The sequence below is a fragment of the Kitasatospora sp. HPM-01-4 genome, assembly GCF_051374625.1.
GTDB lineage: Bacteria > Actinomycetota > Actinomycetes > Streptomycetales > Streptomycetaceae > Kitasatospora.
Map to the genome: position 1 here is coordinate 6,313,878 of NZ_JBPQGP010000005.1, position 13,499 is coordinate 6,327,376.

Annotated in this window: 11 protein-coding genes and 2 riboswitches; of the genes, 8 read left to right on the plus strand and 3 right to left on the minus strand. The window is 73.2% G+C overall.

Features of this window, described 5'->3' with window-relative positions:
- The first annotated feature begins 79 nt into the window (after positions 1-79).
- Positions 80-197: riboswitch (SAM riboswitch) on the plus strand.
- A gap of 49 nt (positions 198-246) precedes the next feature.
- Positions 247-1,635 (plus strand): aminotransferase class V-fold PLP-dependent enzyme, encoded by a 1,389-nt coding sequence (locus ACSMTC_RS27555; protein ID WP_436562403.1) that lies wholly within the window; start codon positions 247-249, stop codon positions 1,633-1,635.
- A 44-nt stretch (positions 1,636-1,679) separates the two neighbouring features.
- Here the strand turns inward: ACSMTC_RS27555 and ACSMTC_RS27560 are convergent, their stop codons facing one another.
- The gene (locus ACSMTC_RS27560) at positions 1,680-1,961 is read right to left on the minus strand and encodes an Lrp/AsnC family transcriptional regulator (RefSeq protein ID WP_436562404.1); all 282 of its coding nucleotides are present in this window, start codon (positions 1,959-1,961) and stop codon (positions 1,680-1,682) included.
- Positions 1,958-2,767, minus strand: coding sequence for a rhomboid family intramembrane serine protease (locus tag ACSMTC_RS27565; RefSeq protein ID WP_436562405.1), 810 nt, complete (start codon positions 2,765-2,767; stop codon positions 1,958-1,960). The genes ACSMTC_RS27560 and ACSMTC_RS27565 overlap by 4 nt, the downstream gene beginning before the upstream one ends.
- 355 nt (positions 2,768-3,122) lie before the next feature.
- On the opposite strand from ACSMTC_RS27565, the gene ACSMTC_RS27570 reads away from it, so the two are divergent.
- The 6 genes from ACSMTC_RS27570 (at position 3,123) to ACSMTC_RS27595 (ending at position 10,533) form a co-directional block, all read left to right on the plus strand.
- Positions 3,123-3,374 (plus strand): hypothetical protein, encoded by a 252-nt coding sequence (locus tag ACSMTC_RS27570; RefSeq protein ID WP_436562406.1) that lies wholly within the window; start codon positions 3,123-3,125, stop codon positions 3,372-3,374.
- Between the two features lie 418 nt (positions 3,375-3,792).
- Positions 3,793-5,151 (plus strand): NYN domain-containing protein, encoded by a 1,359-nt coding sequence (locus ACSMTC_RS27575; RefSeq protein WP_436564824.1) that lies wholly within the window; start codon positions 3,793-3,795, stop codon positions 5,149-5,151.
- A 226-nt stretch (positions 5,152-5,377) separates the two neighbouring features.
- Positions 5,378-6,400, plus strand: a complete 1,023-nt coding sequence (locus ACSMTC_RS27580) for a C40 family peptidase (RefSeq protein ID WP_436562407.1) — start codon at positions 5,378-5,380, stop codon at positions 6,398-6,400.
- Between the two features lie 303 nt (positions 6,401-6,703).
- Positions 6,704-6,866: riboswitch (cyclic di-AMP (ydaO/yuaA leader) on the plus strand.
- A 10-nt stretch (positions 6,867-6,876) separates the two neighbouring features.
- The gene (locus tag ACSMTC_RS27585) at positions 6,877-7,995 is read left to right on the plus strand and encodes a C40 family peptidase (RefSeq protein ID WP_436562408.1); all 1,119 of its coding nucleotides are present in this window, start codon (positions 6,877-6,879) and stop codon (positions 7,993-7,995) included.
- Positions 7,996-8,185: 190 nt separating this feature from the next.
- Positions 8,186-9,247 (plus strand): C40 family peptidase, encoded by a 1,062-nt coding sequence (locus ACSMTC_RS27590; protein WP_436562409.1) that lies wholly within the window; start codon positions 8,186-8,188, stop codon positions 9,245-9,247.
- 59 nt (positions 9,248-9,306) lie between these two features.
- Entirely contained in the window at positions 9,307-10,533 is a 1,227-nt protein-coding gene (locus tag ACSMTC_RS27595; RefSeq protein ID WP_436562410.1) for a hypothetical protein, read from the plus strand.
- 25 nt (positions 10,534-10,558) lie between these two features.
- Here the strand turns inward: ACSMTC_RS27595 and ACSMTC_RS27600 are convergent, their stop codons facing one another.
- Positions 10,559-11,869, minus strand: a complete 1,311-nt coding sequence (locus tag ACSMTC_RS27600; RefSeq protein ID WP_436564825.1) for a glycosyltransferase 87 family protein — start codon at positions 11,867-11,869, stop codon at positions 10,559-10,561.
- A 276-nt stretch (positions 11,870-12,145) separates the two neighbouring features.
- On the opposite strand from ACSMTC_RS27600, the gene ACSMTC_RS27605 reads away from it, so the two are divergent.
- Entirely contained in the window at positions 12,146-13,282 is a 1,137-nt protein-coding gene (locus tag ACSMTC_RS27605; protein WP_436562411.1) for a glycosyltransferase family 4 protein, read from the plus strand.
- The last annotated feature ends 217 nt before the right edge of the window (positions 13,283-13,499 follow it).

Consider the following 13,499-nt stretch of genomic DNA (forward strand, 5'->3'; position numbering starts at 1 on the left):
CGGGTGCGGGACCCGGGTGTGTCCGAACTCCGGGATGTCGGTTGACCGTTCTTCGAAGGCTGCCCTAGAGTCCAGCGCAGGTCATGAGTGACAGCGTCAAGCCCCAGCTTGCTGTCCGGCAACCCTCCGTCCGTGGCGGGGTGCCCTGGGTGAGGACCGGGCTGCGTGGCGATCCGTCCGCGCGGCAAGCGCGGACACCCGGCACATCCGTACTCCCGGGGTCCCCGACCTCGCAGGAGTGCATCCATGTCCGCCACCTCCGCCACCGCCGACGTCAGCGTCCCGCTCACCGTCCTCGGCCATGACGTCCAGGTCCCGCTGGTCAGCGGTGAGAAGGTCACGTACGCCGCGCTCGACTACGCCGCCAGCGCCCCGGCGCTCCAGCGGGTCTGGGACGACGTCGCCGCCTACGCCCCGTACTACGGTAGCGTGCACCGCGGTGCCGGCTACCTCTCGCAGCTGTCCACCGACCTGTTCGAGCAGAGCCGCCGGACCGTCGCCGACTTCCTCGACCTGCGGGAGGACGACCAGGTGGTGTTCACCCGGGCCACCACCGACTCGCTCAACCTGCTGGCCGGGGCGGTTCCGGCGGACACCCGGGTGTTCGCCTTCGAGACCGAGCACCACGCCTCGCTGCTGCCGTGGCGCCGCCGCGGACTGACGGTCGGTTACCTGCGGGCCCCGCGCTCGCACGCCGAGGCGGTCGCCGCGCTGGACGCCGCGCTGGCCGAGGCCGCCTCGAACGGGCCCGGGTGCCCGCTGCTGTTCTGTGTGACCGGTGCGTCGAACGTGACCGGGGAGCTGTGGCCGGTCGCCGAGCTGACCGAGGTCGCCCACCGGCACGGTGCCCGGGTCGTGCTGGACGCCGCGCAGCTGGCCCCGCACCACCGGGTCTCCGTCCGCGAGCTGGACGTCGACTGGATCGCCTTCTCCGGCCACAAGCTGTACGCGCCCTTCGGCGCGGGAGTGCTGGCCGGGCGGAGCGACTGGCTGGACGCGGCCGAGCCGTACCTGGCGGGCGGCGGTGCCAGCCGCACGGTGGCCAGGGCGGCGGACGGTGAGGTGGCCGTCGCATGGCACCAGGGGCCGGCCAGGCACGAGGCGGGGTCGCCCAACGTGATCGGCGCCTATGCCATCGCCTCGGCCTGCCGGGCGCTGACCGAGGCCGGGTTCGACGCGCTTCAGGCCCGGGAGCGGCGGCTGGTGGAGCGGCTGAAGGCCGGCCTGGCCCGGATCCCCGAGGTGAGGGTGCTCAGCCTGTTCGGCGCCGACTCCGCGCGGGTGGGGGTGCTCTCGTTCGTGGTGCAGGGCTGGAACAGCTCGCACTTCGCGGCGGCGCTCTCCGCCGAGTACGGGATCGGAGTGCGGGACGGGCTGTTCTGCGCGCACCCGCTGGTCCGTACGCTGCTGGGCGGCGAGGAGGCGGCACCTTCGGAGTGCGGTGCGCCCGAGCCCTCGCTGCCCGGTGAGCGCGGTCTGAACGCGATCCGGGTCAGCTTCGGCGCGGGGACGCCCGACGAGCACCTGGACCGCTTCCTGGCGGCCGTCCGCGAACTGGTCACGGACGGCGCGCGGTGGACCTACCGCAGCGAGGGCGGGCGCTGCGTGGCGGACACCCGGCGCGAGCGCGCGTAGCCCCTCCTGCCGGGCGCGGCGCCCGTGGTCCGCGCAGGGGACCGCTACTCGTCGAGGCCCAGCGCGAAGGCGGCCTCCAGGTCGTGCTGGGAGTAGGTGCGGAAGGCGATCTGGGTCTGGGTGTCCAGCACTCCGGGGACCTTGTTGAGCCTGCCGGGGATCACCTCGGCCAGATCGTCGTGCCGCCGCACCCGGACCATCGCCACCAGGTTGTAGCTGCCGGTCACCGAGTACACCTCGCTGACGCCCTCAAGGGCGGCGATGGCCTCGGCGATCTCGGGGATCCGGTCGACGCTGGTCTTGATGAGTACGATCGCGGTGATCACTCGTCGGCTCCTGTCCGTGGGGAGGGGGCCAGCGTATCGGGGCGGGTCAGCGTCGCCGCCCAGGTGGCCAGGTAGCCGGCGGTGAAGCCGATCACGTGCACCAGGTACGCCACCTCGGAGCCGCCCGAGTGCACCGACCACCACTGCGTCGCGAACCACAGCCCGAGCACCAGCCAGGCGGGGAAGCGCAGCGGCAGGAAGAACAGCAGCGGCACCAGTGCGGTGACCCGGGCCCTCGGGTAGAGCCGCAGGTAGGCGCCGAGCACCCCGGAGATCGCCCCCGAGGCGCCGACCAGTGCGCGTACCGCCTCCTGGGAGTGCACCTGCGCGCAGGCGTAGCCGTAGGTGGCCAGCGCGCCGACGGTGAGGTAGCCGAGCAGGAAGCGGGTCCGGCCGAAGCGCTCCTCGACGCCGGGGCCGAAGACGAAGAGGAAGAGCATGTTGCCGAGCAGGTGCAGCCAGCCGGCGTGGACGAAGAAGGCGGTGAGCACCGACAGGGCGGGGATCTTGCCCGGGTCGGGGGAGAACCGGCAGCCGGGTACCACCGGCGGCAGGGTGGCCAGCTGAGCGGCGGTCAGCGGGCGGCCCGAGACCAGTTCGGCGGGTACCGCTCCCCAGCGCTGTTCGTAGCGCTGTTCGGCGCAGACCCGGGCCGGGCCGGTGCCGTAGGCCGGGTTGAGGCCGACGCTGGGGCCGGCCAGCAGCAGTGCCGCGCTGACCGCGATCAGGGCGAGGGTGACCACCGGGGCCCTGACGGGCGGGACGCCGTCCTGAGCGGGGAGGTGGTCGAGGACGGGGGTCGCCATGGAGACGAGCATTCCTCGGGCGGTCCCGGACGACACCGAGGGGTACTGCGTGCGGGCTAGACCGACCGGCGATAGGGCCCGCGGCGTCGCGTGCCGATAGCTCTCTCTCCCTCCTTGCCCGCCATCGGGCGGGAGGGGCCGTCCTTGCCCGCCATCGGGCGGGGGGACCCCCTTCTTCACCCACGCTCCCTATCGCCGGGCGGTCTTGTCCGCCGGTCGCGGCCGCGCAGGTCCGCACCGGGTGGCGGGCCGGGTACGGGCAGGCAATAGGCTTGGGCCGCCATACCTACCGCACCAGCCACCGCAGCCGACCTGGGCGAGAGTCCGGGGAACGCACCGAGAGAGGACCGGCCCGATGAGCATCGCCGCCCCCACCGCCGAGACCCGCTGGCGCTGCACCCTCTGCGGCAACCTGACACGGTTCGACGTGACCCGCTCGGCGAAGGTCGTGGAGTACCTGCACTTCGACCTCGCGGGCGAGTCCAGGGTGGAGGAGACCGAGGTGCTGGCCGAGACCATCGAGTCGGTGCGCTGCCGCTGGTGCAACGCGGTGGACCAGGTGGAGCTGGTGGCCCGTCCCGGTGCCGGGGAGCGGCCGGGCGCCTGAACCCCGACGGCCCCGTCCCGGTACCGAGCGCCTGGCGGCGCGGTCCGGGAGGGGCCGCTGTCCCATGGGGCGGGGCTTGTCGCCCCGGTGTGTGACCGGGTCCCGGGCGGGGCACGGTACACGGGACAATTGCAGAGAGCGGTGGGTGTGAGGGCAGCGGCAAGGGGCCGTGCGGGACCCGCAGAGCAGGATCGGAGCCGAGGACGTGGTGGACACAGCGAGGGGGCCGGCCGAGCCGCAGGGGCGTCCGCCCGCTGTGGATCGGACCGGTGCCGTCCCGGTGGCCGGTGCCGCGCCCGGGCCCGAGGCCGAGCCGACCGGGCTCGAAGCCGTCGGGGCTGAAGCGGCCGCGGTCGAGGCGCCGGCGGCAGGGACGCCCGCTGCCGAGGCTGCGGATGACGCCTCGGCCGAGCCCGAGGTGGCCGAGCCCGAGGTGGCCGAGCCCGAGGTGGCCGGGGCCGCGGAGGCCGAGCAGCTGGACCGGCCGCTGCCCGAGGGGGTGCGCCGCCGGGTGGTCGGGATCGCCGCCGACGCGCTGGGCGGACTGCCGTCGGCCGATGTGCCCGCCTCGCTGCGCCAGTACGCGAAGTTCACCGCGGCCCGCCGGGCCAAGTACGCGGGCACGGCGCTGGCCGCCGCTCTGGAGTCGGAGCCGCTGTTCCGGCTCCGGATAGCGGACCGGCTTCGGCTGGGCCAGCCCGATCTGGTCAAGGCGCTGGAGGCCGGGAGTGTGCCCGGCGCCGCTGACCCGATGGACGTCGCCGCCGCCGCGTATCTGCTGCGGCCGGCCGGATGGGCCAGGCTGGTGGCCGAGGCCGGGGAGCAGGTGGAGCGGGCGGGCGCGGAGGGCGCGGCGGCCGAGGCCGCCCGGCTGGTGGAGAAGCTCCAGGAGGAGCTGGCCGCGGTACGCGCCCAGACCCGGGCCGAGCTGGACCGTCAGCGGGCCGACGCGGAGGGTGTCCGCCGGGAGGCGGAGTCGCTGCGCAAGCGGGTGCGCAGTCTGGAGAGCGACACCCGGCGGGCGCAGGCCGAGGCGCGCAAGCTGCAGCTGGAGCTGGACGCGGCCAGGGCCGCCGCGGGGGCCGAGCGCAGTGCGGCGGAGGGCGAGGCCCGGCGGCTGCGGCACCGGATCGCCGAGCTGGAGACCGCCCTCGAGGCCGGTCGGCGGTCGGCGAGGGAGGGGCGCGGTATCGAGGACATGCGGCTGAGGCTGCTGCTGGACACCGTGCTGCAGTCGGCCCAGGGGCTGCAGCGCGAGCTGGCGCTGCCGGTCTCGCAGATCCGTCCGGGCGACCTGGTGGACGCGGTGGTGCCCGGTTCGGCCTCGCCCAACGACGTGGCCCGGCGGGGGCTGGCGGAGGACGACCCGGCGCTGCTGGACCAGCTGCTGGCGATCCCTCAGGTGCACCTGGTGGTGGACGGCTACAACGTCACCAAGACCGGCTACCCGTCGCTGCCGCTGGAGCAGCAGCGGATCCGGCTGCTCGGCGGTCTGGCGATGCTGGCCCAGCGCACCCAGGCGGAGGTCACCTGCGTGTTCGACGGGCAGGACCTGGACGTCCCGGTGATCATGGCGCCGCCGCGCGGTGTCCGGGTGCGGTTCAGCCGGACCGGGGAGACGGCGGACGAGCTGATCCGGCGGCTGGTGCGGGCCGAGCCCAAGGGGCGTCCGGTGGTGGTGGTCTCCGCCGACAAGGAGGTCGCCGACGGGGTGCGGAAGGCAGGGGCCCGTCCGGTGTCCTCGGTGCTGCTGCTGAACCGGCTGTCCCGGTCCTGACCTGCGGGTTCGGTCTCCGCTGACAGCCTGCCGGGGGTGGCTTTGACGACACTTCGGACATTTTCGACAATGTGTGACGGTCCAGTGAATCCCGTGCGGGGGCTGGGGGTTGGGGCGGCAGGGGGAGTGGCGCTAATCCGTCATCTTCACTAGGGTCTGGAGTCAAACCTATTTTCCGGAATTCCGCCCGAACGGGCGGGTCCAGCAGGAAGAAGGAGCCAGTCCCTTGGCCAGCCACCGCCGTCCCAAGCAGCCGAGCCGCGCGCGGGTGTCCGTGCTGACCGCTGCAGCTGCGACCGCGGTCGCCCTGTCGGCCAACGCGAGCGCCCACGCGGCGCCCCAGCCGAGCAAGGACGAGGTCAAGGTCCAGATCGACCAGCTGAACAAGGAGCAGGAGCAGGCGGCCGAGAAGTACGACGGCGCCCAGGAGCACGCCGACCAGCTTCGCAAGCAGGCCGCCGATCTGCAGGACCAGGTCGCGCGGGGCCAGGAGCAGCTGACGCAGCTGCAGACCAGCCTGTCGGCGGTGGCCGCCGACCAGTACCGCTCGGGCGGGATCGATCCGTCCGTGGCCCTGATGCTCTCGTCGAACCCGAACGGCTACCTGGACCAGGCCTCCAGCGCCCAGCAGGTCAACCAGACCGAGGCCGACATCCTGAAGGCGCTGAAGGAGCAGCAGGCCCGCCTGGACCAGCAGAAGCAGGAGGCGGCCTCCGTCCTCGCCGAGCTGGACCGCAACACCCAGCAGCTGAACGACGCCAAGGCCCAGGTGCAGCAGAAGCTGCAGGACGCCAACAACCTGCTGAACTCGCTCACCGCGCAGGAGCGGGCCGCCGTCCAGGCCGCCGACCGGGCCTCGCGCGGCGACGCGCGCGCCGACCTCGGCTCGCTGCCGACCGCGGGCGGCTACGCCGGTGTCGCGGTGGCCGCGGCGCTGAGCATGCGCGGGCACGACTACCACTGGGGCTCGGCGGGTCCGGACGAGTTCGACTGCTCCGGACTGATGCAGTGGTCGTACGCCAAGGCCGGTGTCTCGCTGCCGCGTACCTCGGAGGAGCAGATGGGGATCGGCTCCCGGGTGCCCTCGCTGTCCCAGGCGCAGCCGGGTGACCTGGTCATCTACGAGGGCGGTGGCCATGTCGGGATGTACATCGGCAACGGCATGGTGGTGCACGCCCCGCACACCGGTGACGTGGTGCGGACGATGCCGGCGGACGCGATGACGATCGTCACCATCCGCCGCGTCTGACGGCCGCCGCGATCCGGGCTTCCGGCCCGCCGAAACCGTCCTGTGACGCAGGGCACTTCGGCGGGCCGTTTCCATGAGGACCTGTCAGCAAGTGGTGTCCGGTTCGTCACTCTCGGTCGGTTCACAAATGAACTTGTCGCTGATTCAGAATTTTTTCTGACAAGGATTTGAATGAATCACGGTTTGGTTACTAGGGTCGGGACTTGAACCACCGCACAGTTGATCACCCAGCCAGGGTGGCGGCGGGGGTTACCGTCGAGTCCGAGAGGCAGCTGGGCAGTTCAACTCCTCACAGGGAAGCCCCTGTTGGGGGTGCTGCGGATCGGAGCCGGGGAACCACGTTCCTCGGGGTGAATCGGCGCCAGGTCGGTCGGCCGTCGTGGGCGGCGACCGGTGAGGCGTCGTAGGGCATCTCTTCCAGCCCGAACCCGTCAGCTCACCCGGTAGGCGGACGTAGGAAGAAGGAGTCCGCCTTAGTGGCGTCCCATCGTCGTCCCAAGCCTCCAAGCCGTGCCCGCGTCAGCATCCTGACCGCGGCCGCCGCGACCGCGGTGGCGCTCTCCGCGCAGACCGGCGCGCACGCCGATCCGAAGCCGACCAAGGACGAGGTCGCGACCCAGGTCGACCAGCTCAACGAGCAGGCCGAGGTCGCGACCGAGAAGTACAACGCGGCCACCGAGAAGCAGCAGACCCTGCAGAAGCAGGTCAACGACCTGCAGGACCAGGTGGCCCGCCAGCAGGCGCAGGTGAGCACCGTGCAGGGCCAGCTCGCCCAGGTCGCGGCCGAGCAGTACCGCAACGGCGGTATCTCCCCCACGGTCCAGCTGATGCTCTCCAGCTCGCCGGAGAACTTCCTCGACCAGGCCGGCTCGGCCCAGCAGGTCGGCATGTCGCAGGCCGACGCGCTCAAGACGCTCAAGGGCGAGCAGGAGAAGCTCGACCAGCAGAAGTCCGAGGCGCAGTCGAAGCTGGCCGAGCTGGATGCCACCACCAACGAGCTCCGGGCCTCCAAGGAGGACGTCCAGGCCAAGCTGGCGAAGGCCAAGGATCTGCTCGACTCGCTGACCCAGCAGGAGCGCGACGCGATCCAGGCCGCCCAGAACCAGGCCGCCTCCGACGCGGCCGCCAACGCCCGTGCCTCGCGCGGTGACAGCCGTACCGACCTCGGTTCCGGCGGCGGTGGCGGCAGCAGCAACGGCGGCAGCGGCAAGGGCGGCGGTGGCAGCGTCAACGCGCCGTCCGGTTCGTACGCCGCCGCCGCGGTCGCCGCGGCCGAGAGCCAGGAGGGCAAGCCCTACCTGTGGGGCGCCGTCGGCCCGGGGGCCTTCGACTGCTCGGGCCTGATGGTCTGGTCGTACGCCAAGGCCGGTGTCTCGCTGCCGCGCACCTCGCAGGAGCAGGCCACGGCCGGGACCAATGTCGGGACCAACATCGCCAACGCCCGGCCCGGCGACCTGATCATCTACTACGACGACCAGCACCACGTCGGGATGTACGTGGGCGGCGGCCAGGTCATCCACGCCCCGCGCACCGGCAAGCCGGTCCAGTACATGAGCGCCACGGCGCTGCCGATTTCGGCCATCGTCCGGGTCTGACCCGGAGCCGGCCCGCCGCAGGCCCGACCCTCTTCCGGGGGCCGGGCCTGCGGCGTTTCCGAGCATCCGGATCGATGTCCGATTTGTGGTCAAATATTCGACACTGCAGGGGCTTGGACTAGATCCTCCGGAATCGCTAGTGTCTGGCGCCGGTCGGTCTTAGCCGAGGACGAATGGAGCAGCCGCCCCCATGTCGATGCACCGCCGTTCCCCCCTGTCGGGCCAGCCGCGGCTGGCCCGCGCCCTGGTGTTCACGGCAGCGGCCACCACCGCGCTCGGCATAACGTTCGGCGGTGCGGCCCAGGCGGCCCCGCACGCACCGGCGGACCCGTCCAAACAGGAGATCAGGGCCCAGGTCGACCAGCTGTACGAGGAGGCCGAGCGGGCGTCGGAGCGGTTCAACGCCGCCGAGGAGCGCCAGCGGCGGCTGCAGAGCGAGGCCGAGGGCCTGCAGAACCAGGTCGCCGCCGCACAGGAGGAGCTGAACCGGCTGCGCACCGATCTCGGCGCGGTCGCGGCCGCCCAGTACCGGGCCGGGGGTATCGACCCGGCCGTCGCGCTGATGCTGGACTCCGACCCGGCCGGGTACCTCAGCCGGGCCCGCAGCCTCGACCAGGCCGCCGAGCGGCAGAGCGCCACCGTCCGGCAGGTGATCGACCGGCAGCTGAGGCTCGACCAGCGCCGCGCCGAGACCGTCGCCAGACTCTCCGAGCTGGAGGACGCCCGCCGCGCCCTGGCGGAGAGCAAGCAGCAGATCCAGCAGCGGCTCGACCAGGCCCAGCGGCTGCTCAACACCCTCGGCACGGCCGAGCGGGTCAGGATGGCCACCGAGGACGCCAAGGAGGCCGAGTGGCGCGCCACCCGCGGCACCGACCGGCTCGATCTCGGTGATCTGCCGGCCTCCTCCGACCGCGCGGCCACCGCGCTGGCCGCCGCCGTCTCCCGGATCGGCTCGCCCTATGTGTACGGATCCACCGGTCCGCGTACCTTCGACTGCTCCGGTCTGATGTACTGGAGCTGGCGGCAGGCCGGAGTGACCCTGCCGCGCACCTCGCAGGCGCAGATGTACGCGGGGCGGCGGGTGAGCCTGAGCGAGGCGCGACCGGGAGACCTGGTGATCTTTTTCAGGGACATGCACCACGTCGGCATGTACGCCGGCGGCGGGGTGGTCGTGCACGCGCCCCACCCGGGCGCCAGGGTCCGCTACGAGAGTGTGAACGCGATGCCGGTGGCCGGGGTGGTGCGGGTCTGAACACGGACCAGGAACCGCTGGTCACCGACCTGCCCCGGCCGACCGGGGCAGGTCGGCCCGTGCTGTCCCGGCGCGGCGCGCTGCTGCTGGCGGCCGGCGGACTGGCACAGCTCTCCGGCCGGGGCGCGCGCCCCATCGCCCGCCCGGCCGCCGAACCCGCCGGGGCGGGCCCGTCCGCCAGGCCCCGGATCGAGGCCCTGCTGTCCCGGCGGGCCAGGGCGCTGCTCACTGCGGACCGGGCCGGGCTGCTCGCCGACGTCGCCCCCGAGGCCCAGGGCGCCCAGCAGTCGGCGCTGGCCCGCTGCCGCGCGCTGCCGTTCGCCGAACTCTCCTACCGCATGACCGACTTCACGCAGTCGCGGAGCGTGGACCGGGTCACGGTCCTGGCCGATCTCGGCTACCGGCTGCGCGGTGTGGACGACCACCCGGCGCTGCTCGGCCGCACCCTGGAGTTCGTCCGGCGCGACGGCACCTGGCTGCTGGCCGGGGACGAGCCGACCGGGGCCGCCGCGCTCTGGGACCTGGGTACCGTCCAGGCGGTGCACGGCAGCCGGTCCCTGGTCCTCGGGCTCGCCGGGAGCACCGAGCTGCAGATGATCGCCCAGATCGCGGACCAGGCGGTACCGGCGGTCCGGGAGGTCTGGGGCGACGGCTGGGCGGACCGGCTGCTGATCGAGACCGCGCGGAGCGAGGAGCAGTTCGCCCGGCTGCTGAACGTCTCCGCCGCCGACTACCAGGGCATAGCGGCCGTCACCACGGCGGCCGCCGGCGCCCCGCACGGCACCGCCGCGGACCGGATACTGCTCAACCCGGACGCCTTCGCCGGGCTCAGCGACCTGGGCCGCAGGGTCGTCACCACCCACGAGGCCACCCATGTCGCGACCCGGGCCGACACCAAGCCCTGGACCCCCCTCTGGCTCTCCGAGGGCGTGGCCGACTACACCGGCTACCGGGGCAGGGGCCGCACCGCCCGGCAGATCGCCCCGGAGCTCGCCGGCGACGTGACGGCCGGCCGGCTGCCCACCGCTCTCCCCCTGAACGCGGACTTCGCCGCCGGCTCGGCCGGCATCGCCCAGGCCTACGAACTCGCCTGGCTGGCCTGCGAGCTGATCGCCACCCGGTGGAGCGAGCAGCACCTGGTCGCGCTCTACCGGGCGGTCGGCGCGGCCGAACCGGCCGGGCCCCAGGGGCTCGACGGGCTGTTCCGCACGCAACTGGGCATCGGCCTGGACGAGTTCACCCGCCGGTGGATCGACGAGGTCCGCCGGCTGCCGACGCTCTCGTAGGGGTATCCGGCGTCGCGGACCGGCGCTACTGCCGCGCGGTCTCGGAGTCGAGGCCGTCCAGCAGGTCCTGCTCGTAGGCGATGCCGGGACGGACCGGGTAGCCGGTCCGCTCCAGTGCCGGCAGGACGACGGTGCGTTCCGCGTCGGGCCCCCGGGTGGAGCGCCACAGGCGGCGGCAGGAGACCACGGTGGCCGCCAGCAGCAGTCCGTTCCGTGCGGTCAGCACCGCCACGCCCCACGGCTGGCTGTGGTGCACCTGGCCGAACAGGAGCGGGAACTCCAGGGTGGTGAAGAACGTGGCGAGGAGGATCAGCGCCGCGACCGGCCGTTGGCTGGTGCCGCGTACGGTCAGACAGACCGCCGCCACCCCGACCAGCCAGACCAGGTACTGCGGGCTGATCACCCGGCTGGTGACGGTGAAGATCAGCAGAGCGGCGAGTGCCGCGTCGTACGTGGTGGCGGGCTGCCAGCGCTTGGCCCGCAGCCGCCACAGCAGCAGCCAGGCGAATCCCAGGGCGGTGGCCGCCACCGACAGCTGGGAGATCAGCGGCACCCAGGGGCCGAGCAGTTCCAGCGAGCCGTAGTTCATCGAGACCTGGCCGTTCCAGGTGCCCGCCAGCCGGGCGAAGTGCAGCGGCAGCGCGCCGAGGGACTCCACCTCGATGCCCCGGTCCCGCTGGAACTTCAGGAACTCGAAGGCGCCGTTCATCCCGGCCGCCAGCAGGAAGCACAGTGCGCCCAGGGTGGCCGCCGCGGCCGTCCAGGAGCGCCGGGTACGGCGGCCGCGAGGGGTGCCCGCCAGCGCCAGCACCGGCCAGATCTTCACCAGGCCGCCGATGCCCAGCAGGATCCCGCCGATCGCCGGGCGGCGCACCAGCACCAGCAGCCCGGCCACCGCGACGGCGGTGACCAGGATGTCGTACCGGCAGTAGACCGTGGGGCCGAGCAGCGGGACGCCCGCCACCCAGACCCAGGCGCCGCTGAAGCTGCGGCCCCTGCGGGTGCCGGCCCGCATCAGCAGCACCATCGTCAGCGCGTCCAGCACGCCGCAGACGACGAAGAAGGAGACCAGGTAGGACCAGGGCAGCAGGCCGGGCAGCAGGATCACCAGGGCCGCGCCCGGCGGGTACTGCCAGGTGACGTCGTCCAGCGGGAAGGTGCCGGTCTGCAGGACCTCGTACCAGCCGTGGTAGATCACCGAGACGTCGGAGGTGACGTCCGTGCCGGAGACCCACAGCACACCGGAGACCATCAGCACGATCAGGACCCGGGTGATCACCCAGCCGCCCGCGAGACCCCACAGCGCTCCGCCGGCCGGACGGCGGGGCGCGGGCAGCGCGGTACTACCGGTGTTGCCGGTGACACCGGCCGGGACCAACTCCACTGCGCTCCCTCGTACGACTGATGGGGCTGTACTCTTCCATGCCCCCGGGTGCTCGTGCCCGGTGCCCTGCGACATGGGGGTGGCGCCGATGGCGCCTCGGCCGTCCGACCGGCACGGGAGGGAAACGGTTGCGGTGCCCGGCCGCGTTCCCGGCGGGCCGCAGTGTTGACCTATGGTACGGATCACCGACCGGTACACCGAGCACCCCCTGACCGAGCGAGCCGTGGCATGCACAAGACCCTGATCGTCACCAATGACTTCCCGCCCAGGCCCGGCGGAATCCAGGCGTTCGTACACAATATGGCCGTGCGGCAGCCCGCCGGAAGCATTGTGGTGTACGCCTCCACCTGGCGTGACGGCAGCGAGGTCCGGCGGTTCGACGCGGAGCAGCCCTTCCCGGTGATCCGGGACCGGACGAAGATGATGGTGCCCACCCCGAGGGTCACCCGGCGGGCTGCCGAGATCCTGCGGGCCGAGGGCTGCGACTCGGTCTGGTTCGGCGCCGCCGCACCGCTCGGGCTGATGGCCCCCGCACTGCGCCGGGCCGGCGCCGGACGGCTGCTGGGCATGACCCACGGGCACGAGGCCGCCTGGGCCCAACTGCCCGGCTCCCGGCAGCTGCTGCACCGGATCGGCGCGGGCACGGACACGCTCACCTACCTCGGCGAGTACACCCGCTCGCGGATCGCCGCCGCGGTCGGTCCGGCGGCGGCGAAGCGGATGGTGCAGCTGCCGCCCGGGGTGGACGAGCAGACCTTCCGGCCGGACTCCGGCGGCGCTCAGATCCGGGCCCGGCTGGGCCTGAGCGACCGGCCGGTGGTCGTCTGCGTGTCGCGGCTGGTGCCGCGCAAGGGCCAGGACACCCTGATCGCCGCGATGCCGCAGATCCTCGCCTCGGTGCCGGACGCGGTCCTGCTGATCGTCGGCGGCGGCCCGTACCTGGCGGACCTGCGCAAGCTGGCCGAGGCCAAGGGGGTGAGCGGATCGGTGCGCTTCACCGGCGCGGTGCCGTGGGAGGAGCTCCCCGCGCACTACGGCGCGGGGGACGTCTTCGCCATGCCCTGCCGCACCCGCCGGGGCGGCCTGGACGTCGAGGGGCTGGGCATCGTCTACCTGGAGGCCTCGGCGACCGGGCTGCCGGTGGTCGCGGGGGACTCCGGCGGTGCGCCGGACGCCGTCCTGGAGGGCGAGACCGGGTACGTCGTCTCCGGGCGGTCGGCGGCGGCCGCGGCGGAGCGGATCACACGACTGCTGCACGACGAGGAGCTGCGCAGGCGGATGGGGGAGGCCGGGCGGCGCTGGGTGGAACGCTCCTGGCGCTGGGACCTCCTCGCGGGGCGGCTCACCTCGCTGCTCGCCGCTTAGGCCGCGGGGCCTTTCAGCAGCAGAGGGTGACCAGCGGTCACCAGGGGCGCGGGGAACTGCGCGCAGCGGAAGGCTTCGGCCCGCACGTACCTCGGATGAGCAGGGTGCACCGCCCCACCGGGGCTGTCGGGGTGCAACCGGCCCGACGGGCCCGGCTGACCGCAGCCGCCTTCCGCTTCGCGCCGTTCCCCGCGCCCCTGTCTGCTCGTCCGAGGGC

Bases quoted from the DNA above. Each gene is read 5' to 3' on its own strand.
- ACSMTC_RS27555 (WP_436562403.1), top strand. From the start codon at position 247: ATGTCCGCCACCTCCGCCACCGCCGACGTCAGCGTCCCGCTCACCGTC.
- ACSMTC_RS27565 (WP_436562405.1), bottom strand. From the start codon at position 2,767: ATGGCGACCCCCGTCCTCGACCACCTCCCCGCTCAGGACGGCGTCCCG.
- ACSMTC_RS27570 (WP_436562406.1), top strand. From the start codon at position 3,123: ATGAGCATCGCCGCCCCCACCGCCGAGACCCGCTGGCGCTGCACCCTC.
- ACSMTC_RS27590 (WP_436562409.1), top strand. From the start codon at position 8,186: ATGTCGATGCACCGCCGTTCCCCCCTGTCGGGCCAGCCGCGGCTGGCC.
- ACSMTC_RS27605 (WP_436562411.1), top strand. From the start codon at position 12,146: ATGCACAAGACCCTGATCGTCACCAATGACTTCCCGCCCAGGCCCGGC.